Below are 25811 nucleotides of genomic sequence, written 5' to 3' on the forward strand. Positions count from 1 at the left end.
TAAAAAGTAAAAAGTAAATTTCACTAACAACTAACAACTAATAACTGCCGTCTCCTAAATCACCTTTAACGAATAACTTTTTAAAGCCGGCAGAAGTTGCTATGTCAATTACCTCCTGGTTTTCTTTTCCGGTAGTAAGCGCGCGAATGAGTCCGCCCATAAAGGCGTCCCCGCTTCCAATCCGATCGATCACTTCATTCGTCTCTAGTGTTTGTGATACATAATGCCCCTTTTGAGTATGATAGGTGCCATAGAAAAGATTGTGAGACGGGTTATCCATGAATCGGAAAGTATAGGCTATGTGCTTACAGTTTTCGAATCGCTTGAACACTTCTTGGGCCGATTGATTGGCATGTTCCACATAAGTTTCTTTCGTAGTGTTACGATCAAGGTCGGGATCTACGGAAGTGCCCAACATGGTGTTGGCTGCCCAGATGTTACCCATAATGACATCGCAATAATCGACTAAGGAAGGCATTACGTCGATAGGGGACTTGCCATAGTTCCACAGTCTATTTCTGTAATTCAGATCAACCGATATAATAAGCCCCTTTTTCTTGGCTGCTTGTAGAGCCTCTTCGCAAACGGCGATCATGTTTTCATTTAAGGCTGGAGTAAGGGCTGTCCAATGGAACCAGTTGTGGCCTTCCAATACATTGTCCCAATCAATGTCTCCAGTTTTAAGCGCGCTGAATGAAGAATATTTCCGATCGTAGACCACTTCTCCTTTGCTAAGCCCATTGGCCGACAAAAGGAAATAAAGGCCTAGCCGATCACCTGCAAATCGGCATTGGCTAATGTTTACGCCTCGCTCCTTTAGACTGTTAAGAGCTTGGTTTGCCAACTGATTGTCGGGCACACAACTTATGTACGAGACTTGCGCATGCATACAGGCTAAAGAAGAAGCTACATTTGCTTCCGACCCGCCAGCGTAAATAGAAATGCCTTCGCTTGCATTGATAAAATGACCGGTCTGTGTGCTGACCCTTAGAAGAAATTCGCCAAAGACGGCTATCCGATTACCTTCGTTTAAACTCATGAATTAAATTTTTTAAGGCAAGCCTAATGATAATAGATCATGACAAGTATCTTGCTGGAAAGCATAGCTGTTGTGTCTTGTCAAGAGTGGCTAGTTTTTTTGTCGAAAATAGTTATTATTCCCGTGTATAAAAATATCCATTCCTTTTAAAACTACGCAATCGATATCGTAAATTCTTTTCGCAAAATAATTGAAATCGATTTTAATTTGTTAAAATTGAATCTTAATAGTTCATTATTGATTCTTGCCAAAGACAACTGAGCCCTTTATAAGCTGTTAAATTCTTTGCAAGGCATCTTTTTGATGAGTTGATATAAAAAGCTAAGCAATGAATAAAACTTCACCTTTTTCTTTAGAAAATAAAGTTATTGTTATTACCGGTGCAACCGGTGTGTTGGGTAAACACTTTTCTTTAGCCGTAGCTGAAGCTGGAGCAAGGGTGGTTGTCATGGGTAGAAATAAAGAACGCGCCGATGCGGTAGTTGAGCAAATTAAGGGTGTTGGTGGTGAAGCAATTGCTGTTTTAGCAGATGCGATGGATGAGGATCAAGTGCTTCTTGCCAAAGAGCAGATTTTGCAACATTTCGGAACCATCGATGGTTTAGTGAATGCTGCAGGTGGTAATATTCCAGGGGCGACTATATCGCCCGATCAGAATCTTTTTGATGCCAAGATAGCTGATACAAAAAAAGCAGTTGATTTAAATCTCTTTGGTACAGTGATACCTACGTTTATATTCGGGAGAGTAATTGCAGAGAAGGGAAGGGGTTCTATTGTGAATATCTCCTCTCTTTCGGCACATCGACCTATAACCCGTGTATTGGGATATACAATGGCCAAAACTGCCATTGAAGGTTTTACGAAATGGATGTCTGTAGAGTTAGCACAGCGTTATGGTGATGGTGTGCGTGTGAATGCGATATCACCGGGTGTTTTCCTCACGGAGCAAAATAGAACTTTACTAACCAATGCCGACGGATCGTATACAGATAGAGCAAATCGATTCGTAAATGGAACTCCTTTTGGCCGATTGGGTAATCCTGAAGAGTTGAAAGGAACCCTGGTATATTTATTAAGCGATGCTTCTGCTTTTGTGAGCGGAACAAGTATTTTAGTTGATGGTGGTTTCAACACCTATTGTGGCGTTTAAATTCCGGGTATTTAGTCTTTAGGCGCGGGCTCTGGAAATCACTGTTGGCTATCAGTCGTTGGATAGCTGTAACAGCGGTTTATAGTTTAAGTTTTCGCCTAATAGTCATATCATTTAATTTAATCTAAAAAGAACTATGAAGTTATTACAAAGTTGGCGTTGGTATGGACCAAATGATCCGGTGTCCTTACAAGATGTAAAGCAGGCAGGTGCTACAGCGATTGTAACGGCTCTTCATCATATTCCACATGGAGAGGTATGGCCGCTAGAGGATATTAAGGAACGCAAGCGGATTATTGAAGCAGCGGGACTTACCTGGGCCGTAGTAGAAAGCGTTCCGGTACATGAAGCCATCAAAACTGATCGGGAGGACGCAGAAAAATACCTGAAAAACTACATACAAAGCTTAGAAAATCTTGCAGTCTGCGGTATTAAAACCATATGTTATAATTTTATGCCCGTGCTCGACTGGACCCGTACCCAGTTGGATTTAGTAATGAAGGATGGGTCAAAGGCTTTATATTTTGATTGGACAGATTTAGCGGTGTTTGACTTGTTTATTTTGAAACGGAAAGGGGCGGAGCATAATTACCCAACATCGATATTGGAGAAGGCGAAGGAGCGGTATAGTACGACCAATCAGGATGTATTAGCGAAGTTGAGTGAAGTTGTTTTGATGGGTATTCCTTCCGAAGACCCAATCGGCTTAGGTGATCTACAAAAGAGTATCGAAATTTATAAAGAGATTGGTACGGATGGCCTACGTAAAAATCTGCTTAAATTTTTAGCGGCTATTTCGCAAGTATGCGAGAAGCATGGAATTCATATGACCATCCATCCGGACGATCCTCCTTATCCAATCTTGGGCTTGCCGCGTGTAGTTAGTAATAAGGATGATTTATTGTTTTTGATGAAGGAAGAGCCCCGGGAATTTAATGGCCTTTGTTTCTGTACCGGTTCTTTGGGAGCCGGTATAAGCAATAACATCCCTGACATTTTAGAATCGGTCAAAAACCGAGTTCATTTCGCGCATTTGCGGAATGTGAAAAAAGACGAGGAAGGTAATTTTTATGAAGCAGACCATTTAGATGGAGATGTGGATATGTACGCGGTTATGAAGATTCTTACAGAGGAAAATCAAAAACGTGAGCTGCCCATTCCCTTTAGGCCCGATCATGGACATCAAATGCTTGATGATTTACATAAGACCTCGAACCCTGGTTATTCTGCCATCGGAAGGTTACGTGGCTTGGCTGAATTACGTGGTTTAGAATTAGGGATACTCGGAAGTTAATTGGCTATTGTGATAGATTTGCTAATCATTTTATTATTGATATTAAGTAGGGAATATGAAAGAATTTCTTGACGAAGACTTTTTGTTACAGTCGGATCTGGCGGTGCGTTTATATAATGAGTACGCGAAAGACTTACCCATTATTGATTATCATTCCCATTTACCCCCGGATGTTATTGCTGCTAATCAACACTTTTCGAATATCACGCAAATATGGTTGGCGGGTGATCATTACAAGTGGCGAGCACAGCGGGTTTTGGGAATCGATGAAAAATATATTACAGGAAATGCGTCCGATCAGGAGAAATTTAAAAAATGGGCTGCATGTGTGCCCTACACGGTGAGAAATCCACTTTATCACTGGACGCATATGGAACTAAAAAAACCTTTCGGTGTTCAAGAAATACTAACAACAGAGAATGCTGATCGGATATACGAAGTAACTAGCAATAAATTACAAGATCCGGCGTTTACACCACGCGGCTTACTTACACATTTTAATGTGGAGATGGTAGGAACAACGGACGATCCGCTCGCTAATTTGACTGAACATGAGCAAATTGCTGCATCTGATTTCGCTACCCGAATATTACCCTCTTTTCGTCCTGATAAGGTATTCAATTTAAGTGGTGGTGATACGTTCAGACAGTACATTTCCTCGTTAGCAGAAGTTTCGGATGTGGTGATTAAAGATATCGACTCGTTGTTAGAAGCCTTGCAGAAGCGGGTGTTTTATTTTCATGACAAGGGTTGCCGCATAGCTGATCATGGCTTGGCTCATATGCCAACGATTCACTTTAACAAAGCTGAGTTGGAAAAGGTCTTCAAAGAAGTTTTACAAGGAAACGATTCGAAAGCGTTGGCTAGTCAGGACGCCTTTACAGGATGTGTGCTTCAAGCTTTGTGTAAAATGTACCATCAACAAGAATGGGTACAGCAGTTTCATTTGGGTGCTTTACGGAACAACAATACACGATTACTTAAAGAGCTGGGACCCGACACCGGATATGATTCAATAGGTGATTTTCAGCAAGCATCTAATCTTTCTGCCTTTTTGAATTTACTTGAGAGCGAAAACCAGTTAACAAAGACTATTTTATATAATTTAAACCCTTCTGATAATGAGGTATTTGCATCTATGACGGGCAATTTTCAATCAGGAGGCATTATTGGTAAGATACAGTTTGGTTCAGGCTGGTGGTTTTTAGATCAATTGGAAGGAATGACGAATCAAATGAATAGTTTATCAAATATTGGTTTGATTGCTTGTTTTATCGGTATGTTGACAGATTCAAGAAGCTTTCTATCATATTCACGACATGAGTATTTTCGCCGCTTACTTTGTAATCTGTTTGCCTCCGATATAAACAATGGCTTACTGCCAAAAGATATCAATTGGATCGGTAAAATTATTAAGGATATCTGTTATTATAATGCCAAAAATTATTTCCCTCTATAGGACACAAGATAAAGAGGTTTTCCGCCGGCCTCTTCATCTTTGTTATACCAGTCGCCTGCTGGAAGCCCGCTCATGGAGTTGGGCAGCCAGGTAAACGGTTTGCTTTTCCTCCTCGTCTGTACCTTCGATAATATCAATTAATCGGTTAGCGGCGGCTTCACCTATTGCAATTGCGGGTTGATAAATAGTGCTGAGGGGCGGGTGTAATGAATTTGCAAGGCTTGTATTGGTGAACCCAATGAGTGCCATATCTTGTGGGATTTGATAACCCATTTCCTGAAGTATAGAAATGCTGGAAGTGCTGATTTGGTCGCTTAAGGTAAGAAGCGCTGTCGGCGGGACAGTTAAAGCGCTGAGTTTTTGCATCGCTTGGTGAATACTCTCTTCTAATAGGGCTGTAGTCTGTAAATTACAGGGTTGTATATATTCATCCATCAATTCAATCCTATGGTCACGTAATGCTTTTTTATAACCTTCCAAGCGTTGAATATTAATATTTAGACTTGTGTTACTATGTAATACGGCAATTCGCGTATAGCCATTTTTTATAAGATGTTCGGTTGCTTGGTAAGCGGCGTCCAGGTTATTGATACTGACTCTTGGAACGTCCAGTTCATCGCTATATCGATCAAATAAGACAATAGGTAATCCTAATTGCTGAAATTTTTTTAAGTGGTCGACATTAGGCGTTTCGCAAGCTGGCGAAATGAGTAAACCGTCAATCGAGCGACCATAGAGTACCTCAGTACATTTTATTTCTTGTACGTGCGATTCCTTACTTTGCATGATCATGATACTGTAGCCCCGTTCATTGCAGGCACGGTCAATACCATTGAGCATTTGGGATACAAAACTGTTGTCAATGGCACATATTACTACTCCTATGGTGCGACTTTTTCCCTCTTTAAGGCTTTTGGCGAGCGTATTAGGTTGATAGCCAACCTGCTCGGCGTAGGCTATCACCCTCTTTTTTGTGTCTTCCCCGATTTCGTAACTGTCTCGGAGCGCCTTAGAGACGGTTGAAGTAGATAAGTTCAACGCTTTGGCTATATCTCGTAAAGTCATAATAGTGATTATCCTAGCTGATTATAGGTTAATAATTCGCCATTCTTTTGGGTAATAGTTGTTTACCCGATTCGGTAGTATTTTCATCCATCCCAAGGGATGTCCGTCATAGCAGGCTAAAACCCAGCCCTTCACTTCTGTTGTTAACTGAATTTCTGCTTTTCTTAAATATTGCAAGGCGGTTTCTAAAGAAAGCTCAATGCGAGGTATTTGATTACTAATAGCTGTACTTAAGGCAAGCTCGTGATGTGGAAGTAATTCTTTTTTTGTAAGCCTTCCTACGTTTGTTCCCGCCTTTTTCAGATACAAAACATGTTGAAGTGCTTTTACATTTAGTTCGTGTTGTGTCGGAATAATAAGTATATCGTCCTTAAAAAGGAGTCCGGTAAATTCGGTTTCGATTTTTATCCAATTCTTTAAATATGCTTTATCTAATTGAGTCTTTTCGATTTTAATTTTTTTCGTATTAAAAGTGGGCTGATTTTTTTTCTTACGGAAACAGGCGACGTAAAAACCTTCGCCTCTCACTTTGTGTGGATAAAAGCGATAACCATGACATTGAAACTTTGGAGATCGTGTTTCCTCTATTTGCCAAGCAAGATCATGGGGGATTGGAATGGATTGCATATCATGATTGGCAACCAACCAATCTGCGATCTCTTCATTTTCTTCTATAGAATAGGAACAAGTGGAATAAATCAATATGCCATCTTCCTTAAGCGTGGAAAGACTATCTGATAGAATTCGCTGTTGCCTTTGACTGCACAAATTTACTGTTTCCTCAGACCACTCACTGATGGTTTGTTCGTCTTTCCGGAACATGCCGGAACCTGAACATGGAGCGTCAACCAGCATGAGGTCGAAGAAACCAGGTAACCTGTTAAAAGACTGTGGATCATTATTAGTAACCACAACATTGAAATTTCCCCATTTTGTCAAATTATCTGCCAGAACGTTAACCCTGGTTTTTATAATTTCGTTTGAGACTAATAAACTATCAGGGTGTAATACGCTATTTAATAAAGTACTTTTTCCACCAGGTGCAGCACATAGATCGAGTGCTAAAGAGGCTTTCTTATCTATATTGAGCGAGCGAATAATATGGTCGATAAACATAGATGAAGCTTCTTGAACATAATATGTGCCTGCGTGAAATAGCGGATCTAATGTAAATATAGGGCGTTCATTCAAATAATAACCTGTAGGACACCAAGGGATGTGATCTGTATTTTCAAAAGCTTTCGTCCATTTTGTCGGATTGAGGCGTATCGAGGTGATCTGTTCCTGCTGCCGATGTACACGACGGAATTCCTCCTCGTCAATTTGGAAGTCTTTCTTTAATGCTGTGATAAGCTTAGAAGGCAAAAAATTGCTCATAGTATTTACAAACCTAACATGAAATTATGAGATTTAGAACATAAGCGATTAAAAAAGAACATTGAATGGCTCAATGATTAGGGTATCGTGTAATCATTTTTTTCCCGATTTAATGAATGTTTGTCTGATGAAAGATTATTATTATAAAAAAAACGGTTTGATTTCCAGTTTGTTGTAAAAAAAGCTGTAGTCAGGGGCGCGAAACATTTGGGGGAACGGGGGAAATTCGTATCTTTGCCATCCCGTTCGGAAGGCGGGCGCTCCGCAAACGAAGGGATGCGGTTGTTTTTTGAAGTACGGAGGTGAACGGCAGGGGAGGAAAAAATATTTTAAAAAAATATTTTGGAGAAAAGAAAAAAGCTGTTACCTTTGCACTCCCAATCGGGAGAGAGGGGGCGACGGAACGGGCGCGATGCCCGGGAAGGTGAAAGAAAAAAACAGGAAGTACCGGAGGGGAGACCCGATGGATACGGCGGAGGCCGAAGCGTGAGCGGAGGCGTTTAAAGTTCTTTAAGAAATCAGATTCATGTAGCGTAACGGACGGCCTGTTTTTTGGCGAAAGTCAAAAGGACAGGCCTGAACGGTCCGTCGGCCGGAAGATACAAAAAAGATCGGAAGGCTGCACTGAAAGAAGTGCGAATGCCGAGATCGGAAACTTAACATTATACAATGGAGAGTTTGATCCTGGCTCAGGATGAACGCTAGCGGCAGGCCTAATACATGCAAGTCGAACGGGATCGGGGGCTTCGGTCCCCGTGAGAGTGGCGCACGGGTGCGTAACGCGTGAGCAACCTGCCCGTCCCAGGGGGATAGCCCGGAGAAATCCGGATTAATACCGCATGAGAATGCAGGTCCGCATGGGCCTTCATTTAAATATTCATAGGGGACGGATGGGCTCGCGTGACATTAGCTGGTTGGCGGGGTAACGGCCCACCAAGGCGACGATGTCTAGGGGCTCTGAGAGGAGAAACCCCCACACTGGTACTGAGACACGGACCAGACTCCTACGGGAGGCAGCAGTAAGGAATATTGGTCAATGGGGGGAACCCTGAACCAGCCATGCCGCGTGCAGGAAGACGGCCCTACGGGTTGTAAACTGCTTTTGCACGGGAATAACCCCCGGTATGTATACCGGGCTGAATGTACCGTGAGAATAAGGATCGGCTAACTCCGTGCCAGCAGCCGCGGTAATACGGAGGATCCGAGCGTTATCCGGAATTATTGGGTTTAAAGGGTGCGTAGGCGGCGCGCTAAGTCAGGGGTGAAAGACGGTGGCTCAACCATCGCAGTGCCTTTGATACTGGCGCGCTTGAATGTACCTGAGGTAGGCGGAATGTGGCAAGTAGCGGTGAAATGCATAGATATGCCACAGAACACCGATTGCGAAGGCAGCTTACCAAAGTACGATTGACGCTGAGGCACGAAAGCGTGGGGATCGAACAGGATTAGATACCCTGGTAGTCCACGCCCTAAACGATGAACACTCGATGTCGGCGATAGACTGTCGGCGTCCAAGCGAAAGCGTTAAGTGTTCCACCTGGGGAGTACGCCCGCAAGGGTGAAACTCAAAGGAATTGACGGGGGCCCGCACAAGCGGAGGAGCATGTGGTTTAATTCGATGATACGCGAGGAACCTTACCCGGGCTTGAAAGTTACTGAATTGTCCAGAGATGGACAAGTCCTTCGGGACAGGAAACTAGGTGCTGCATGGCTGTCGTCAGCTCGTGCCGTGAGGTGTTGGGTTAAGTCCCGCAACGAGCGCAACCCCTATGTTTAGTTGCCAGCACGTAAAGGTGGGGACTCTAAACAGACTGCCTGTGCAAACAGAGAGGAAGGCGGGGACGACGTCAAGTCATCATGGCCCTTACGTCCGGGGCTACACACGTGCTACAATGGGGGGTACAGAGGGCAGCGACACCGCGAGGTGAAGCCAATCTCAGAAAGCCCCTCACAGTTCGGATCGGGGTCTGCAACTCGACCCCGTGAAGTTGGATTCGCTAGTAATCGCGTATCAGCAATGACGCGGTGAATACGTTCCCGGGCCTTGTACACACCGCCCGTCAAGCCATGAAAGCCGGGGGTACCTAAAGCATGTAACCGCAAGGAGCGTGTCAGGGTAAAACCGGTAATTGGGGCTAAGTCGTAACAAGGTAGCCGTACCGGAAGGTGCGGCTGGAATACCTCCTTTCTAGAGGGCCCTCGGGCCGTTCGGTTACGCCATGAAGATTTCTTGAAAAAAGAGAAAGAGAAAAAAGAGGAAAGTGCCACAGTGCCCCTTCGGGGTCACCGGTGCGGAAGCGAAGCAGTCCCGTAGCTCAGTTGGTCAGAGCACTACACTGATAATGTAGGGGTCAGCAGTTCAAATCTGCTCGGGACTACCTGAAAGGGAGGATGGTCACGGGGACAGGCCGCAGTGATATAATGCAGGGTGCTGTCAACGGTTCGAATCCGTTATTCTCCGCGATTGAGGCGGAAGGGTAAAGGACAAAGGCGGAAGGTAAAACCTTGGCGCTTATACCTTGTACCGTTCACCTTAAAAAAGTTCTTTGACATATCGGAAGAAAAAACACAAGAGAAGACAACAGCAGAGACGTTTCTTTCCTACGGGGAAGGGACATGATACAAAAGCATCCCCGTACGGCAAAAGGGTACGGGGAGAAGAAAGTAAGAAAGGGCACACGGGGGATGCCTAGGCTCTCGGAGGCGATGAAGGACGTGATAAGCTGCGATAAGCGCCGGGGATCTGCAAATGAGATGAGATCCGGCGATTTCCGAATGGGGAAACCCGGCATGTTGAAGACATGCCGTTTAACAACGCGAACGCGCCGAACTGAAACATCTAAGTAGGCGCAGGAAAAGAAAATAAGAATGATTTCCTGAGTAGTGGCGAGCGAAAGGGAAAGAGCCCAAACCGGATATGTTACGGCATATGCGGGGTTGTAGGACCGCAATGTGGTACAGTCGGAAGAAGTGGAAGGGTCTGGGAAGGCCCGCCGTAGAGCATGAGAGCTGCGTACACGCAATGAAGACCGGCCTAGTGAGTTCCTGAGTACCGCGGGGTCGGAGACGCCCTGTGGGAATCCGGCGGCACCATCCGCCAAGGCTAAATACTACCGAGAGACCGATAGTGGACCAGTACCGTGAGGGAAAGGTGAAAAGAACCCCGAACAGGGGAGTGAAAGAGAACCTGAAACCGTGTGCTTACAAACTGTCGGAGCCCTTAATGGGGTGACGGCGTGCCTTTTGCATAATGAGCCTACGAGTTACACTTCACTGGCGAGGTTAAGCGGTTAAGCCGCGCAGCCGAAGCGAAAGCGAGTCTGAACAGGGCGTACAGTCAGTGGAGGTAGACGCGAAACCTTGTGATCTACCCATGGGCAGGTTGAAGGTGCGGTAACACGTACTGGAGGACCGAACCGATAAACGTTGAAAAGTTTCCGGATGACCTGTGGGTAGGGGTGAAAGGCCAATCAAACTGGGAAATAGCTCGTACTCCCCGAAATGTTTTTAGGAACAGCGTGGACATTGAGTCTTCCGGAGGTAGAGCTACCGATTGGGTGCGGGGGAGTCACATCCTACCAAATCCAGACGAACTCCGAATACCGGGAGATATGGTCCGCAGTGAGGCGCAGGGTGCTAAGGTCCTGCGCCGAGAGGGAAAGAACCCAGACCACCGGCTAAGGTCCCCGAGTGTACGCTAAGTTGAACTAACGAGGTCCGGTTGCCCAGACAGCTAGGATGTTGGCTTGGAAGCAGCCATTCATTTAAAGAGTGCGTAACAGCTCACTAGTCGAGCGGCCGGGCGTGGATAATAAACGGGCATAAAGTGTACCACCGAAGCCGTGGGATAGAAATATCGGTAGGGGAGCATTCCGGCACGGGAGAAGCGGTTACGTGAGTATCCGTGGACGTTCCGGAAAAGCAAATGTAGGCATAAGTAACGATAAGGCGGGCGAGAAACCCGCCCACCGAAAGACCAAGGTTTCCTGATCAACGCTAATCGGATCAGGGTAAGTCGGGACCTAACGCGGACCCGAAAGGGGCAGCGGATGGCCAACGGGTAAAGATTCCCGTACTCTTGTATGCTGCGAAGCGGGGACGGAGGAGTGACACCGCCGCGCACTGACGGAATAGTGCGTTGAAGGCCGTAGGTAAACGTGACCCAGGCAAATCCGGGTCGTGTGCCGAAGGCCGAAAGTACGGCAAACCTCCGGGGGCGCCGATAGCGCGGGTAACCATACTCCCGAGAAAAGCCGCTAAGCTCCAGGCATATAAGACCCGTACCGCAAACCGACACAGGTGGTCGGGGAGAGAATCCCAAGGTGCTCGAGTGAATCATGGCTAAGGAACTCGGCAAAATGGCCCTGTAACTTCGGGAGAAGGGGCGCTTCCTCCGGCGACGGAGAAGCCGCAGTGAAAAGGCCCAGGCGACTGTTTAACAAAAACATATGGCTTTGCCAAATCGAAAGATGACGTATAAGGCCTGACACCTGCCCGGTGCCGGAAGGTTAAGAGGGGATGTCAACCTTCGGGTGAAGCATTGAATCGAAGCCCCGGTAAACGGCGGCCGTAACTATAACGGTCCTAAGGTAGCGAAATTCCTTGTCGGGTAAGTTCCGACCTGCACGAATGGTGTAACGATCTGGGCGCTGTCTCGGCCATGAGCTCGGTGAAATTGTGGTACCGGTGAAGACGCCGGTTACCCGCAACGGGACGGAAAGACCCCATGAACCTTCACTATAGCTTAACATTGGGACTGGGTGCAGGATGTGTAGGATAGGCGGGAGATTGTGAAGCGGGTTCGCCAGGATCCGCGGAATCGTCCTTGAAATACCGCCCTTTCTGTATCCGGTTCCTAACCCCCCTTGGGGGGGGACATTGTTTGGTGGGTAGTTTGACTGGGGTGGTCGCCTCCAAAAAGGTAACGGAGGCTTTCAAAGGTAAGCTCAGTACGCTTGGTAACCGTACGCGGAGTGCAATGGCAAAAGCTTGCTTGACTGTGAGACATACAAGTCGGACAGGGTCGAAAGACGGACATAGTGATCCGGTGGTTCTGCATGGAAGGGCCATCGCTCAAAGGATAAAAGGTACTCTGGGGATAACAGGCTGATCTCCCCCAAGAGCTCATATCGACGGGGAGGTTTGGCACCTCGATGTCGGCTCGTCACATCCTGGGGCTGGAGAAGGTCCCAAGGGTTCGGCTGTTCGCCGATTAAAGTGGCACGCGAGCTGGGTTCAGAACGTCGCGAGACAGTTCGGTCCCTATCTGTTGTGGGCGCAGGAAGTCTGAGTGGGGCTGACCTTAGTACGAGAGGACCGGGTTGGACCGGCCGCTGGTGAATCTGTTATGCCGCCAGGTGTACGGCAGAGTAGCTATGCCGGGAATAGATAAGCGCTGAAAGCATCTAAGTGCGAAACTAGCCACGAGATGAGACTTCCTTACAGGGCCGTGGGAGACTACCACGTCGATAGGCGGCAGGTGTAAAGGTAGAGATACCACAGCCGAGCCGTACTAATAGCCCGAAGCTTTCTCAAGCGCAGCAGGCTGTTGTCTTCCTGTTTTTTTTCTTCCGTTATCAGTCAAATAAAAAATTGAAAAGTAAAAGGTAAAAGGTAGAAAGGCCGGTGTGCCGGATTTTTGAATTTTGAATTTTTACTTAGAAAGGTATTCAGGTGCCTATATCGGCGGTGTCCACCTCTTCCCATCCCGAACAGAGAAGTTAAGCCCGCCAGAGCCGATGGTACTGCAGTAACATGTGGGAGAGTAGGTCGGTGCCGATCTTTACAGAAGGCCGCCGTGCATTGCACGGCGGCCTTTCCTGTTTTGATGCCCATCGGTCCGCAAACCCGAAATATAGGCCGCTTTCCATTCCTTCAGAAACCAATTCCTTCCTTCTTTTTTCCTTTGTAATAAGATTTTTATTTCAATAACTATGGGTCTAAATAAATTATACTATTTTTATTGAATACATAAGTTTTCATTCATGAGTATCGCTAGAACGCCATTTTTCTTATTAGTTTTCATTACCCTCTTTTCATTCAATACATATGCGCAAACAAAAAAGGCGAAAGATAATTGGCATAATCTCGATTTGCAAATGGACGGCGTACCTGGGATAAGTACAGAGAGAGCTTATAACGAACTTTTAAAAGGAAAGGAAGCTAGAGCCGTAAAAGTGGCTGTAATTGATGGTGGAGTAGATATCGAACATGAAGACTTAAAAGAGAAAATCTGGCTGAATAAAGGAGAGGTCGAAGGCGATAGCATAGATAATGATTCTAATGGCTATATAGACGATCTTCATGGCTGGAATTTTATAGGTAATAGCGAGGGAGAAAACGTTCACTATGATAACCTTGAAGTTGTAAGACTAGTTAGGGACCTACATCCAAAATATGTTTCTGTACTACCAACAACCCCCTTGAGCGAGGAAGAGCGCCGCAAGTTTTTAGCATATCAAAAGATGACGACCGACTATATGAGTAAATTGCAGATTGCTCAGATAACCGAGCGAGTTATAAAGGCGTTTAAACAACAGGTTGATTCTATTGTGAGCGATATAGGAAAAGATAATCCAACAATTGCCGACTTTAAACGCTATGAGCCTAAAAATAAAATGGCACGGAAGACGTTATCTATGATCGAAAAGGGCATCCGGGAGGAGGGTAGTTATGAGAAATTTTATGATGATCTGGTCGAAGGAGTGAAGCATTATGAGGCTGAGGTTAACTATCATCTGAACATGGATTATAATTCTCGGCATATTGTGGGAGATAATTATAATGATAGTAAGGAACGCTATTACGGAAATAACGATGTCAAGGGCCCTGATGCTTTACATGGAACCCATGTTGCCGGCATTATCGCCGCTGATCGAAGCAACCAAAAGGGAATTAAAGGAGTGGCTGATCAAGCTGTTATTATGGTGTTACGCGTGGTGCCTAATGGAGATGAACGGGATAAGGATGTGGCCAATGCTATTTTCTACGCTGTCGACAATGGAGCAAAAATAATTAACATGAGTTTTGGTAAGGCATATGTGAAAGATAAACAGATAGTTGATAGTGCTGTAGGATATGCCATGAAACATGACGTCCTTATTATCCATGCTGCAGGGAATGAAGGGCAGGACAATGATTCAGAACCAAACTATCCCAATAAAAATTATGTGGACAGTTTAGGAATAAATAAAGGAGTTGCGGAGAATTGGATTGAGGTGGGTGCTACAGGCTGGAAATATGATGAAACGCTGGTGGCAGACTTTTCAAACTATGGTAAACGTACGGTGGATGTTTTCGCTCCCGGTGTAGATATTTATTCAACCGTGCCAGGTTCGAAATATAAGGAAGAACAGGGAACGAGTATGGCAGCTCCTGTTGTAAGTGGCTTAGCTGCTCTTATACGATCTTATTACCCTGATTTGACAGCTTCTGAGGTTAAGAAAATCATATTTGATTCTGTTGTAAAGCCTACATATCGTGTGAAAATTACACAGGATAAAACTAAGAAAAAGGTATGGCTTTCCGATATTAGTGTAACAGGTGGTATCGTAAACGCATACAATGCGTTGAAGCTTGCCAACGACTTTGCAGAAAAACACTAACTGTATGAAAAGCTACACAATATGTGTACAAAATCGACGTTATTAAATTATATCTTCAGACTTTAAAATATAATCTATGGTAGAAACTTTTACATCCAAAATTCTAGAAAACCTTGCTAGCGATACCTCTTCATACGATGAAGTATCAAATGCAGAGGATAGGCTTTTCTACGCTATGCTTCAGCAGCCGTTGGATAACCTCTTAATAGAGCCGTCCCAACGGAGCATTGACACTATTTTGACCTTTTCAAAGCAGCACAAGACTTCCCGTAGTTAATAATTATAGGGAGTATCTCTTGCTATAGTTAAATTTGATTCGAGTGACAAAATCGAATCAAAATGGATAGCTCTATATTCGGATTTGATCAAAAACCATTTTGGGAATTGGTTAAATGAGGATTTTGTTATAGGTTTGCTTATGCTTAAAAAAGATCGTTTTCGAGAATTCGTTGCCTATTTTTCGTCACACAATCCTGACGCGCAAACTGAACTTCACTATAGCAATGCCTTTGAATTGTTGGTCGCGGTTATTCTATCCGCTCAATGTACGGATAAACGGATTAATCAGATTACACCCAAATTATTTGAACGCTTTCCTGATGCCGAAACATTGGCTGCTGCTTCTGTAGAAGAAGTATTCACTTATATTCGAAGTGTAAGTTACCCAAACAACAAGGCAAAGCACCTCGTTGGAATGGCAAAGATGCTTCTCGAGAAATTTGAAGGCACTATTCCATCGGATATTAACGATTTACAAAAATTACCGGGCGTGGGAAGAAAAACAGCTAACGTCATTGCTTCGGTAGTATATGATGCTCCTGCAATTGCCGTGGATACACATGTTTTCAGGGTATCCAATCGCATTGGCCTAACGAATAACGCTAAAACTCCCTTGGCTGTGGAAAAGCAGTTGGTTCATTATTTGCCCAAAAACACACTTGCTGTTGCACATCATTGGTTGATATTACATGGGCGTTATATTTGCGTAGCAAGAAGACCTAAATGCGACGAATGTCCCATTACCTACCTCTGCAAATATTACGAAAAAGTATATCTGAAGGGCTTGAAGGCAATAAGTGAATAAAAGTTGCAAGATATGCTAACATATTTAGTATTTTAGAAATAATATATCTATATTTGATTAAAATTTTGGAGATGAGTAATCAAGATAAACTAAAAGCTTTACAGCTAACGCTGGATAAATTAGAAAAATCATACGGTAAAGGAACGATCATGAAATTGGGTGATTCCGCAGTGGAACCGATTGACTCAATTTCAACAGGTTCCTTAGGTTTGGATATAGCTTTAGGAATTGGTGGTGTACCTAAAGGCAGGGTCATTGAAATTTATGGGCCGGAATCTTCGGGTAAAACAACTTTAGCGACGCATATCATAGCTGAGGCGCAAAAAAAAGGGGGAATTGCCGCTATTATTGACGCTGAGCACGCATTTGATAAATATTATGCACGGAAGCTGGGTGTGGATATTGAAAATTTGTTGATATCGCAGCCGGACAATGGCGAGCAGGCATTGGAAATCGCTGATAACCTTATTCGTTCAGGAGCAATTGATGTAATTGTTATCGACTCGGTAGCTGCTTTAGTTCCAAAGGGTGAGATTGAAGGCGAAATGGGCGATTCCAAGATGGGGTTACAAGCTCGACTTATGTCTCAAGCGCTTCGAAAATTAACAGGAACTATTTCTAAAACGAATTGTTGCTGTATATTTATTAACCAATTGCGTGAGAAAATCGGTGTTATGTTCGGAAATCCGGAAACGACAACCGGAGGTAATGCATTAAAGTTTTATGCATCCGTGCGCCTAGATATTCGTAGAACCTCTCAGATTAAAGATGCTGATGAAGTGTCGGGAAATAGAGTGAAAGTTAAAATTGTTAAAAATAAAGTGGCACCTCCTTTCAGGGTGGCAGAGTTTGATATTATGTTTGGAGAAGGTATCTCCAAGGTTGGTGAAATTATCGACTTAGGTGTGGACTTTAATGTGATCAAGAAATCAGGATCTTGGTTTAGTTATGGTGATACCAAACTAGGGCAAGGGCGCGATGCTGTAAAGAACCTGCTATTAGATAACCCCGACTTGATGGAGGAACTTGAAGCTAAAATTAAAGAAATGGTGTCTCCTGAAAAACTGGAAGAGCACAATGCTAATTAATGTTTAATCTATAGAATATGAAAGGTGATGTGGAGACTTTCCTCATCACCTTTTTTGTGCTCTTATAAAATGGCGGCTTGAACTTTTAGCGATCTATTTCTTCATATTTTTGCCTATCCAACTCACTCTTACTCGCTTTTAACGAGGCTGCAATAGCGAAAACAACGAGTATGATCAAAACAATAATACCAAAAATGCCCTTCCTTTTATCCTTTCGCATCAGCCATATGAGAAAAGCGATAAGAGGAATGGCGAAAATGCCGAAAAAAAATAAACTTGGTGCTCCCATTGTGAACAGTATAATGAGAAATGGCCTAATTACTTACATTCCAGCGAGCAAGTGGGGCAATTTCTTGTGAAACAAAATCGTTATTAAGGTATTTATAATATCCGGCGATTGCAATCATAGCTGCATTATCTGTGCAATATTCAAATTTCGGAATATATACATTCCAATGTTCTTGCTCAGCAAGCGATACTAATGCGCTTCTGAGTCCCGAGTTAGCTGATACACCGCCGGCGATAGCTACATCAACGATCTCAAGCTGATTAGCGGCTAATTTTAGTTTCTTTAATAAGATGCTGATGATGCGATCTTGCACAGAAGCGCAAATATCATTTATGTTTTCTTGTAAAAAATTTGGGTTCTCTTTTGTGTTTTGCTGAACGAAATATAAGATGGCTGTTTTTAAACCACTGAAGCTAAAGTCAAAGTCCTTAATTTGAGGTTCAGGAAATTTGAAACGCGGATTGCCTTCCTTTGCAAGCTTATCTATTAGCGGTCCCCCCGGATAGGGAAGATTTAAGATTTTGGCAGTTTTGTCAAAAGCTTCTCCTGCGGCATCGTCAATTGTTTGACCAACCAATTCCATATCAAAATAATTTTTGACAAGAACAATTTGCGTATGACCTCCTGACACCGTTAAACACAAAAACGGAAACTTCGGTTTGGGATCTTCAATAAAGTGCGCCAGTATATGCCCTTGCATATGGTTAACTTCGATAAGCGGAATATTCCGAGCAAGCGCAAAGGCCTTTGCGAAGGACGTCCCCACAAGTAATGATCCAAGCAGGCCAGGACCTCTTGTAAAAGCTATGGCATCTATCTCATTTTTATGTATTTTTGCCACACGTATAGCTTCGCTAACGGTTGGTATGATATTTTGTTGATGGGCCCTCGAGGCTAATTCCGGAATAACACCACCGAATTTTTCATGTACGGTTTGATTCGAAATAATATTTGATCGTATTTCTCCGTCTATACAAATAGAGGCCGAAGTTTCATCACAGGAGGATTCGATGCCGAGAATGGTTGCCAAAGCACAGATTGTTTAATGTTTTAAATGCAAATTTATTAAAAAAGTAGCAAAAATAGTACTTTATATTTGCACCGGTATATTTGCATTGCTGGTAGGTATATTGTTTGCCTTGCAATTTAGGTCAGTTCAAACTTATATTGCACGGCAAGTCGCTTCTTATTTGTCCAATGAACTTCATACAAAGATCGAGATTGAGGAAGTATACCTAAAACCCTTTTCTTCTCTATCCCTTCGAAACCTTTATATAGAAGATTTGTCACACGACACTTTGCTGTTTGCACAAGAGCTTAGGGCCGGTATAGATTTGGAGAGTATACGATCAAAGGAGATTACAATAAAAGATTTAACACTGTCGAATAGCCGCTTTTATTTGAAAAAAAAGGCCGATTCGGTTAATAACCTCACTTTTATTTTAGACTACTTCAGTGCGCCTAAGCAGCCAAAAAGAAAAAGCTCTTTTATAGTAAACCTGAACAGTCTAAAACTTAATAACATTCATTTCAGGTACAAGAATGAATTAGTGAAGCGTCATACGGCGGGTGTTAACTTTAATGATATAGACATTTTAGGGTTACATGGAGATTTTTCAACGATCGATTTCAAAAACTTTTTGTTAAAAGCCGATATAAAAGGATTGAAGTTTAAAGAAAAAAGTGGTTTTGAACTTAAACGACTTGATGCTTCTTTTAAAATGGATAGCACGTCTATGAATTTCGAAAACCTTTCTGTGCAAACAAATAGAAGCAAATTGGGAAAACAACTCCGATTTAAATATGCTACTTTGGCAGATTTTGCCAACTTTATCGAGAAGGTAGAAATTTATGCCGAAACAGAGGATACTCGAGTAGATTCTAGAGATATTGCGTTCTTTGCACCCGGTATGAATCAAGTTGCCTTTAATGTCGGTTTAAGTGGAAAACTAAAAGGTACGGTGAGACACTTTAAAGGTGAGCGCTTATTGCTGAAAACGGGAAAAGCAACCTACTTGCGAGGCAATATAAGCGTTGCGGGGCTCCCTGATATTGAGAAAACAATATTTGATCTGGATCTGGAGCAGTTTGCCACAATTAAAACGGATTTGGAACCCTCTATTGCCGGCTTTAGCGGTCAAAAGGATTTTAAATTACCTGCAATATTAACATCCCTGGGTCATGTTAACTATACGGGTAAAGCGAGGGGATTTTATAATGATTTTCAGCTCGACGGGAGTTTAAAGACAGTACTGGGACAGGTCGATGCCAGAGTAGCCATTAACTTGAAGGATGAAAATTCATATGAAGGAAGCCTAAAGGCCGAGCGTTTTAATATTAGCGGCCTGCTTGACAACCGACAAGTCGGGTCGGTTTCTTTGCAGGCGGACATACAGGGTACCGGCTTTTCTTTGAATGAATTGAATGCTAACATAAAGAGCCAGATCGCTTCGGTTATTTACAAGGGTAAAAACTACCGAAACATTCGGTTAGATGGAACTGTCGATGCTCGGGTCTTACATGCTCAAGTCGATGTGAACGATCGGAATTTAAAACTGCAGGGAGAAGCTGCTGTCGACTTTCGTAGCCCGGAAACTTCCTATGATTTTTCGACTATCGTAGAAAAAGCTAATCTCCTGGAGATGGGGCTAATTAAGGACTCCCTCCAGCTGGAAGGCCAGGTGACAGGCAAATTCCAGGGGAATACTATTAATAACATAGTAGGTAATGCGCGTTTGCATCATATTGTTTTGCGGAAGCCATCTTCTTCGATCTCCATTGATTCTATTGTGTTTTTAGCGGAAGGAGAACGGTCGAATCGAAAGATCGCCGTGCAATCCGATATGCTTGATGCGACGATGAATGGAGAGATTGATCTAGCTTCTTTTCCATCCTACTTTAAATCGGTTGCCAAACGATATTTGCCGTCGTGGGAAATTGAGCAAAAATCCAGTAAACAAGTGTTTGACTTTGCTCTTAAGTTAAAACGATCTGAACCGCTGTTGTTGCTTTTCGCACCTTTTATTACGATTCCAGACACCATGTTTGTGAATGGAAAATTCTCTACAGTGGATAGCACGGCCAATTTAAATGCCTATATTCCGATGCTAGAGGTTGGAAAAATCAAAGTCACAGATATTATTGTTGATGGAGTAGCCATGGACGAATCACTTAACTTGACAGTCACAGCCGATCAATTAAACATAACCGATAGCCTTTATGTAAAAAATATCAACATAGCTAATATCCTGAGTGATGATAGTTTGCGTTTTAATATGAAATTATCGGATGTGGATGCGAAAAATCAATTGGATTTGAACGGGTTAGTTGAATTTAATGAAAAGGAGGCAGCAATTCTAAGCTTGTTGCCTTCAAATGTGATCATAAACCGTGAAGATTGGAAACTTGAAGAAAAGGTGAATTTTGACTTTCACGGCGGTAATATACATGTTAATGACTTTGAACTCGCGAATGGCGAACAGCATGTTAAAATTGACGGGTTGATTTCTAAAGATGAAGAAGATGTGTTAAGCGTGTCCTTTGATAAATTTAATTTGGTGACGCTTGCAGGAATAATGAACCCACTTGGAATCGAATTGGAGGGTAAATTAAATGGGAATTTCCAACTCTTCTCCTTATTGAAGAATCCCTATATTTCAGCCGACATCAATTCTTCGGATATTTATTATAATGGAAGGGAAATTGGTGATATGACCCTTACCGCAAAAATGGACCCGGCGAGTGATTTAGTCGGAATGAATATGGAGGTGAATCGGCAAGGAACTAAAACCTTACGGATAACGGGATCATACGATGCAAAGGCATCTGAAAACAGCTTGGATTTAATAGCCAATTTGGAGGATAGTGAAATCGTGCTTTTTGAACCATTTCTGAAGAAGCTAGTCTCTGATTTAACAGGGACAGTGTCTGCAGCCATTAGCATCAAGGGAACCCCTTGGAGCCCAATTATAAGTGGAGATTGTGAATTTAGAAATGCTAGCTTCACCGTAAACTATCTTAAAACGCGCTATACCATCAATGATCGAGTTGGTGTAAACAATAGTTCCATTGAGCTGAAAGATTTGGATATCCTCGATAAAAATAACAATAAGGCCGTAGCAAATGGCTCAGTGGATATGAGTAACCCATTAGATCCGGTTATTGATGTTCAGATTAATGCCAAAAAATTCATGGTGTTGAATACAACGGCAAAAGACAATCCGCTTTATTATGGCATCGGCATAGGTACCGGCGATTTTGTGTTTAAGGGACCGACCAGCAATATGGATATTGACATTAAAGCAGCGACAGAAGAGGGGACCAGCTTTAATATACCCCTAAACGCGTCCGGAACGGTGAGCGAGAATGATTTTATCACTTTTGTGTCCAAAGATTCTACCTTCAGCGAAACCAGGGGCTCATATTTTGATGGTTTAACGCTACACATTGATCTGGATATCAGTAGGAATGCACAAGCAACCATCATTACAGACCTTGGCAAATTGTCGGGTGTAGGAAACGGTAATATAACCATGAATATAACCAGTTTGGGCGATTTCGAGATGTTTGGCGAGTATGTGATTCTGCAAGGGAAGTTTACTTTCACTGCACAGGATTTTATTAATAAGATCTTTGAGATCAATCGCGGTGGAACTATTCGTTGGACCGGGAATCCCGCAGAAGCGCTTATCAATTTAACCGCCATGTATGAAGTAAGGACAAGTGTCAGACCGCTCTATACGGCAGCGGGAAGGCAAGGGACAGATCAACGGGTTGTAGCGCAGGCCGAAATGATTTTAGCAGGGAACCTTCTTCATCCTGACATAAGCTTTGCTATTGATTTTCCGGTTGATTCGTATGTAAAAGATGAACTGCAGAGCTACCTTAGCGATGCGAACAACGTAAATCAACAAGCCTTGAGCTTGATTGTTCGAAGAAGCTTTGCTCCCGGAACAGGAACGGATTTGACTACAGAGTTGAATAGTACATTTCTGAGTGCGGGTACTGAATTGGCATTCAATCAGTTGAATAACATTATTTCACAATCGTTGAATTTAAATTTCGTCGATTTTAACATTCGTTCGCTGAATGAAGCCAGTGCTTCCATTCGATTATTGAACAATAGACTTATATTGACTGGAGGGATAACCGATCGCCGTAGCCAGCTAAACGACCTAAACGTATTTGGAAATCAAGTTGCTAGTGATGTTGAAGCATTATACCTGATCCGAAAGAATGGTAATTTATTGTTCAGAGCTTCAAATCGACTGAACAATCGAAATTTTTTGAATCCAACAGATGAATATGTAAGTGCTTTTGGATTGGTATATAGGCAGGATTTCGATACCTTCGGTGAGTTCTTTAAACGAATGTTCATGCTAACCCGTAAGAAGAAAGAAGAGGAAGAAGAAAATCCGAAACCAATTCAGGAAAAAGAGGAAAGTACTTCGGTTAAAGGTTCAAAAGTAAACTAGAACAAAAAGTCAGCTCATTTATTCCAGTTTACTTTTGGCGATAATTCGCTCTATTAGGTATTTTTCATAATCGTATGGCCCATTTTATCTCTTTTAGTACGGAGATAAAGCTCGTTATGCTTATTAGATTGTATTTCTAATGCCACATTTTCAACAACCTCGAGGCCGTAACCAACCAAACCGGCCCGTTTTGTGGGATTGTTTGACATAAGCCGCATTTTAGTGACTCCTAAGTTGCGAAGGATTTGTGCTCCGATGCCATAATCCCTTAAGTCTGGGCTGAAACCAAGTTTAATATTTGCATCGACTGTGTCAAGTCCATTTTCTTGGAGATTGTAAGCATGCAGCTTATTGATCAAGCCGATGCCGCGTCCCTCTTGGTTCATATATACAATAACCCCTTTGCCTTCTTGCTCAATCATTTCCATGGCTTTATGTAACTGGGGCCCGCAATCACAACGACACGATCCGAAAATATCACCTGTTAGACAAGAGCTATGTACTCTAACAAGAATGGGTTCGTCAGGTTCCCAAGAACCTTTAACAAGGGCTAAATGTTGTTCACCTGTATTTTTTTGTTTGTAGGCTACTAAGTTAAAATCCCCCCACTCAGTGGGAAGCTTAACAGATACCTCTTTGTTAATTAAAGAGTCTTTTGTTAAGCGATACTCGATCAAATCTTCTATGGAAATGATCTTTAAATCAAATTTTTTGGCAACTTCTATCAGATCCGGAAGTCTAGCCATCTCGCCATCTTCTTTTAGGATTTCAACCAAGACACCGGCAGGCTCAAGGCCAGCCAATCGGGCCAGATCAACAGCTGCTTCCGTGTGGCCTGTTCTTCGCAAAACGCCACCGTCTTTTGCTATCAATGGAAAGATGTGTCCAGGACGCCCTAATTCTTCCGGTTTAATGTCAGGATTGATTAAAGCTTGAATTGTTTTCGAACGATCAGACGCTGAAATTCCTGTTGTACATCCATATCCCTGAAGGTCGACTGATACGGTAAAATTAGTTTCGTATACCGCCGTGTTTTGCCCTACCATTGGTTTTAATTCAAGCTCTTGACACCGCTGCTCAGTTAAGGGGACGCAGACCAAGCCCCTTCCGTGTGTAATCATAAAGTTGATAACTTCGGGTGTTGCTTTACTTGCCGCGGCTATAAAATCGCCTTCATTCTCGCGGTCTTCGTCGTCTACAACAATGATGACCTTACCGGCTTTAATATCTTCAATCGCTTCTTCGATTGTGTTTAGATGAAAATCCATTCGTGTATTGTAATGTTACGTAATGCAAAGATAAGTGTGTTCATGTACACCTCTATAATTATAGCGTCATGTCTTTTAAGAATGCTGTTTTCGGCCAAATCTTTTTTTGAATAGCTCGCCCATTTTTCCGAAAAATCTGTTGATCGCTAATTTATAGCTTTCTATGTCAAAAATAGATGAGTCGGTTGCCGCTTTGTAGGTTAAAAATATGCCAAGCGGTGTTAAAGCAATAATTGCGGTCCAAGTTCCTAAAACCGGATCGATATTCCCTTCTTTGGCTGATTTTTCTGCAACGGTTGAAATAATGTGATAGATAAGAAAAAATATTATAGCCATTACTACAGGGAGGCCTAATCCGCCTTTTCTGATAATTGCTCCAAGTGGGGCTCCGATCGAAAACAAAAGTAGACAAGAAACCGCTAAGGTGAATTTTTTATGATATTCCAGGATGTATCGAACGATGGAAAGGTCAAAATCCTTGTCAGACTTTGCCTTCATATCCAGTACCTCTTTGATATACCGAATATCATTGAGGGAATTATTAACCGCTACAACACGTTTATCAACAGGAATTATCTCTTCAAACGATTTGTTATAATTTTTTAAATCTCCAGCGGCCTCAATTGGTTTGTTTTGAGCTGCTTGATAACTATTGAATATTTTATAATTCGACTTGATCTCATTGAAAATCTTGCCTCGTATGCTGTCGAGGATCTTCGTCGTTGAATCGGTATAATAACGAAGCTGCTTTAGATTAAGCATCATCGAGTGGCTTTTGAAGAGATCTTCATCGGTCCTTTTCATCTGAAAGGTGGACATATCAAACTTTTGTTCTGTTTGATCAAAATAGTAGCGGGTAAACTGTTGTCTTGGATTATAAGAGCGATCACCTGCAGTTGTTTCTTCATACCGAACGCCATCTTTTAATTTCAGAATCATATAGTTATTATCGCGGGAATTGTACATGACACCTTCCTTCGCTAACAATACGTTCGTTCCTCGGGAAATATTACCGTGCTGGTATATAATTAAATTATATAATACGGTACCGTCCTTGCTTTTATTTTTTGCACGTATGGAATAGCCCGGTATGCTGTTGTTAAAAATTCCATCCTTAATTAGAAAGTCAGCTTTTTTATTTCTTACGTCATACAAAAGCGAACCCATTTTCAGGTTCGTTACAGGGAGGATATAATCACTAAAGAAGAAGGATCCGATGCTGATAAGACTGACCAGAATAATGAGGGGCATCATTGCTTTACGTAAGGAGATACCTGCCGCCTTTATGGCCACTAATTCGTAGCTTTCACCGAGATTTCCAAAGGTCATAATGGAGGATAAAAGCATAGCCAAGGGCATGGCCATTGAAATTTGAGCGGCTGAAGCATACCATAAAAGCTCTAATATTACATACCACTCAAAGCCTTTACCAATCAGGTCGTCAATGTACTTAAATAGAAATAACATTAACAACACAAACATCACAATGAAAAATGTAACTATAAAAGGTTTAAAAAAAGCCTTTAATACCAGTACATGAACTTTTTTCATTGAACAAAATAGTTTTCCGGCTTTACCATCTCCAAACAACATTCCTTTCAATTAAGGTGTTTGTTGAAT

At 42.7% G+C, this 25811-nt stretch carries 15 protein-coding genes, 2 tRNA genes and 3 rRNA genes; 13 read left to right on the forward strand and 7 right to left on the reverse strand.

Going from position 1 to position 25811, the window contains the following annotated elements; all coding sequences use genetic code 11:
* Positions 1–37 precede the first annotated feature (37 nt).
* The gene (locus tag M1D52_RS03795) at positions 38–1039 is read right to left on the reverse strand and encodes a PfkB family carbohydrate kinase (protein ID WP_013663889.1); all 1002 of its coding nucleotides are present in this window, start codon (positions 1037–1039) and stop codon (positions 38–40) included.
* A gap of 328 nt (positions 1040–1367) precedes the next feature.
* Between M1D52_RS03795 and M1D52_RS03800 the strand changes: the two genes are divergently transcribed.
* The 3 genes from M1D52_RS03800 to uxaC all read left to right on the forward strand — a co-directional run bounded on the left by M1D52_RS03800 (position 1368) and on the right by uxaC (position 4942).
* Entirely contained in the window at positions 1368–2189 is an 822-nt protein-coding gene (locus M1D52_RS03800) for an SDR family oxidoreductase (protein ID WP_437394299.1), read from the forward strand.
* A gap of 136 nt (positions 2190–2325) precedes the next feature.
* Entirely contained in the window at positions 2326–3483 is a 1158-nt protein-coding gene (gene uxuA, locus M1D52_RS03805; RefSeq protein WP_013663887.1) for a mannonate dehydratase, read from the forward strand.
* Between the two features lie 55 nt (positions 3484–3538).
* Entirely contained in the window at positions 3539–4942 is a 1404-nt protein-coding gene (uxaC, locus tag M1D52_RS03810; protein ID WP_013663886.1) for a glucuronate isomerase, read from the forward strand.
* A gap of 42 nt (positions 4943–4984) precedes the next feature.
* Here the strand turns inward: uxaC and M1D52_RS03815 are convergent, their stop codons facing one another.
* Both M1D52_RS03815 and M1D52_RS03820 read right to left on the reverse strand, forming a co-directional pair.
* Positions 4985–6007 (reverse strand): LacI family DNA-binding transcriptional regulator, encoded by a 1023-nt coding sequence (locus M1D52_RS03815; protein WP_013663885.1) that lies wholly within the window; start codon positions 6005–6007, stop codon positions 4985–4987.
* Positions 6008–6028: 21 nt separating this feature from the next.
* Positions 6029–7384 (reverse strand): methyltransferase RsmF C-terminal domain-like protein, encoded by a 1356-nt coding sequence (locus M1D52_RS03820; protein WP_437394298.1) that lies wholly within the window; start codon positions 7382–7384, stop codon positions 6029–6031.
* Positions 7385–7726: 342 nt separating this feature from the next.
* Here M1D52_RS03820 and M1D52_RS03825 point away from each other — a divergent pair, with 342 nt between their 5' ends.
* The 9 genes from M1D52_RS03825 to recA all read left to right on the forward strand — a co-directional run bounded on the left by M1D52_RS03825 (position 7727) and on the right by recA (position 17160).
* Entirely contained in the window at positions 7727–7888 is a 162-nt protein-coding gene (locus M1D52_RS03825; RefSeq protein WP_157622172.1) for a hypothetical protein, read from the forward strand.
* 162 nt (positions 7889–8050) lie between these two features.
* Positions 8051–9572 (forward strand): 16S ribosomal RNA (locus M1D52_RS03830).
* Between the two features lie 116 nt (positions 9573–9688).
* Positions 9689–9762: transfer RNA gene (locus M1D52_RS03835), tRNA-Ile, on the forward strand.
* A gap of 8 nt (positions 9763–9770) precedes the next feature.
* Positions 9771–9845: transfer RNA gene (locus M1D52_RS03840), tRNA-Ile, on the forward strand.
* Positions 9846–10042: 197 nt separating this feature from the next.
* Positions 10043–12919, forward strand: a 23S ribosomal RNA gene (locus M1D52_RS03845).
* A gap of 134 nt (positions 12920–13053) precedes the next feature.
* Positions 13054–13165 (forward strand): 5S ribosomal RNA (gene rrf, locus M1D52_RS03850).
* Together the 16S, 23S and 5S rRNA genes with 2 tRNA genes alongside form the textbook arrangement of a ribosomal RNA operon.
* 203 nt (positions 13166–13368) lie before the next feature.
* Entirely contained in the window at positions 13369–14988 is a 1620-nt protein-coding gene (locus M1D52_RS03855; protein WP_437394296.1) for a S8 family peptidase, read from the forward strand.
* 418 nt (positions 14989–15406) lie between these two features.
* Complete coding sequence (gene nth / locus M1D52_RS03860) at positions 15407–16072, forward strand: endonuclease III (RefSeq protein ID WP_013663881.1); 666 nt, start codon at positions 15407–15409, stop codon at positions 16070–16072.
* Between the two features lie 71 nt (positions 16073–16143).
* The gene (recA, locus tag M1D52_RS03865) at positions 16144–17160 is read left to right on the forward strand and encodes a recombinase RecA (protein ID WP_013663880.1); all 1017 of its coding nucleotides are present in this window, start codon (positions 16144–16146) and stop codon (positions 17158–17160) included.
* An 85-nt stretch (positions 17161–17245) separates the two neighbouring features.
* Here recA and M1D52_RS03870 read toward each other — a convergent pair whose 3' ends face one another.
* Together M1D52_RS03870 and tsaD are read right to left on the reverse strand one after the other, a co-directional pair.
* Positions 17246–17449: an archaellin/type IV pilin N-terminal domain-containing protein gene (locus tag M1D52_RS03870; RefSeq protein ID WP_041387050.1), complete on the reverse strand. Its 204-nt coding sequence runs from the start codon at positions 17447–17449 to the stop codon at positions 17246–17248.
* A 25-nt stretch (positions 17450–17474) separates the two neighbouring features.
* Entirely contained in the window at positions 17475–18479 is a 1005-nt protein-coding gene (gene tsaD / locus M1D52_RS03875) for a tRNA (adenosine(37)-N6)-threonylcarbamoyltransferase complex transferase subunit TsaD (RefSeq protein WP_013663878.1), read from the reverse strand.
* 34 nt (positions 18480–18513) lie between these two features.
* Here tsaD and M1D52_RS03880 point away from each other — a divergent pair, with 34 nt between their 5' ends.
* A complete protein-coding gene (locus tag M1D52_RS03880; RefSeq protein WP_437394297.1) occupies positions 18514–22923 on the forward strand; it encodes a translocation/assembly module TamB domain-containing protein in 4410 nt (1469 codons plus the stop codon).
* Positions 22924–22976: 53 nt separating this feature from the next.
* Here the strand turns inward: M1D52_RS03880 and M1D52_RS03885 are convergent, their stop codons facing one another.
* Both M1D52_RS03885 and M1D52_RS03890 read right to left on the reverse strand, forming a co-directional pair.
* Positions 22977–24191, reverse strand: a complete 1215-nt coding sequence (locus M1D52_RS03885) for a bifunctional 3,4-dihydroxy-2-butanone-4-phosphate synthase/GTP cyclohydrolase II (protein ID WP_013663876.1) — start codon at positions 24189–24191, stop codon at positions 22977–22979.
* 75 nt (positions 24192–24266) lie between these two features.
* Positions 24267–25742 carry an LptF/LptG family permease gene (locus M1D52_RS03890; protein ID WP_437394295.1) on the reverse strand — a complete coding sequence of 492 codons (1476 nt, stop codon included), beginning with the start codon at positions 25740–25742 and terminating at the stop codon, positions 24267–24269.
* Positions 25743–25811: the final 69 nt, after the last annotated feature.

This window comes from Olivibacter sp. SA151 (genome assembly GCF_054130995.1).

Coding starts and splice junctions, on each gene's coding strand:
- M1D52_RS03800 (WP_437394299.1), top strand. CDS start 1,368: ATGAATAAAACTTCACCTTTTTCTTTAGAAAATAAAGTTATTGTTATT.
- M1D52_RS03885 (WP_013663876.1), bottom strand. CDS start 24,191: ATGGATTTTCATCTAAACACAATCGAAGAAGCGATTGAAGATATTAAA.
- M1D52_RS03890 (WP_437394295.1), bottom strand. CDS start 25,742: ATGAAAAAAGTTCATGTACTGGTATTAAAGGCTTTTTTTAAACCTTTT.
- M1D52_RS03820 (WP_437394298.1), bottom strand. CDS start 7,384: ATGAGCAATTTTTTGCCTTCTAAGCTTATCACAGCATTAAAGAAAGAC.
- M1D52_RS03795 (WP_013663889.1), bottom strand. CDS start 1,039: ATGAGTTTAAACGAAGGTAATCGGATAGCCGTCTTTGGCGAATTTCTT.
- uxaC (WP_013663886.1), top strand. CDS start 3,539: ATGAAAGAATTTCTTGACGAAGACTTTTTGTTACAGTCGGATCTGGCG.
- nth (WP_013663881.1), top strand. CDS start 15,407: ATGCTTAAAAAAGATCGTTTTCGAGAATTCGTTGCCTATTTTTCGTCA.
- M1D52_RS03870 (WP_041387050.1), bottom strand. CDS start 17,449: ATGGGAGCACCAAGTTTATTTTTTTTCGGCATTTTCGCCATTCCTCTT.
- M1D52_RS03855 (WP_437394296.1), top strand. CDS start 13,369: ATGAGTATCGCTAGAACGCCATTTTTCTTATTAGTTTTCATTACCCTC.
- M1D52_RS03815 (WP_013663885.1), bottom strand. CDS start 6,007: ATGACTTTACGAGATATAGCCAAAGCGTTGAACTTATCTACTTCAACC.
- uxuA (WP_013663887.1), top strand. CDS start 2,326: ATGAAGTTATTACAAAGTTGGCGTTGGTATGGACCAAATGATCCGGTG.
- recA (WP_013663880.1), top strand. CDS start 16,144: ATGAGTAATCAAGATAAACTAAAAGCTTTACAGCTAACGCTGGATAAA.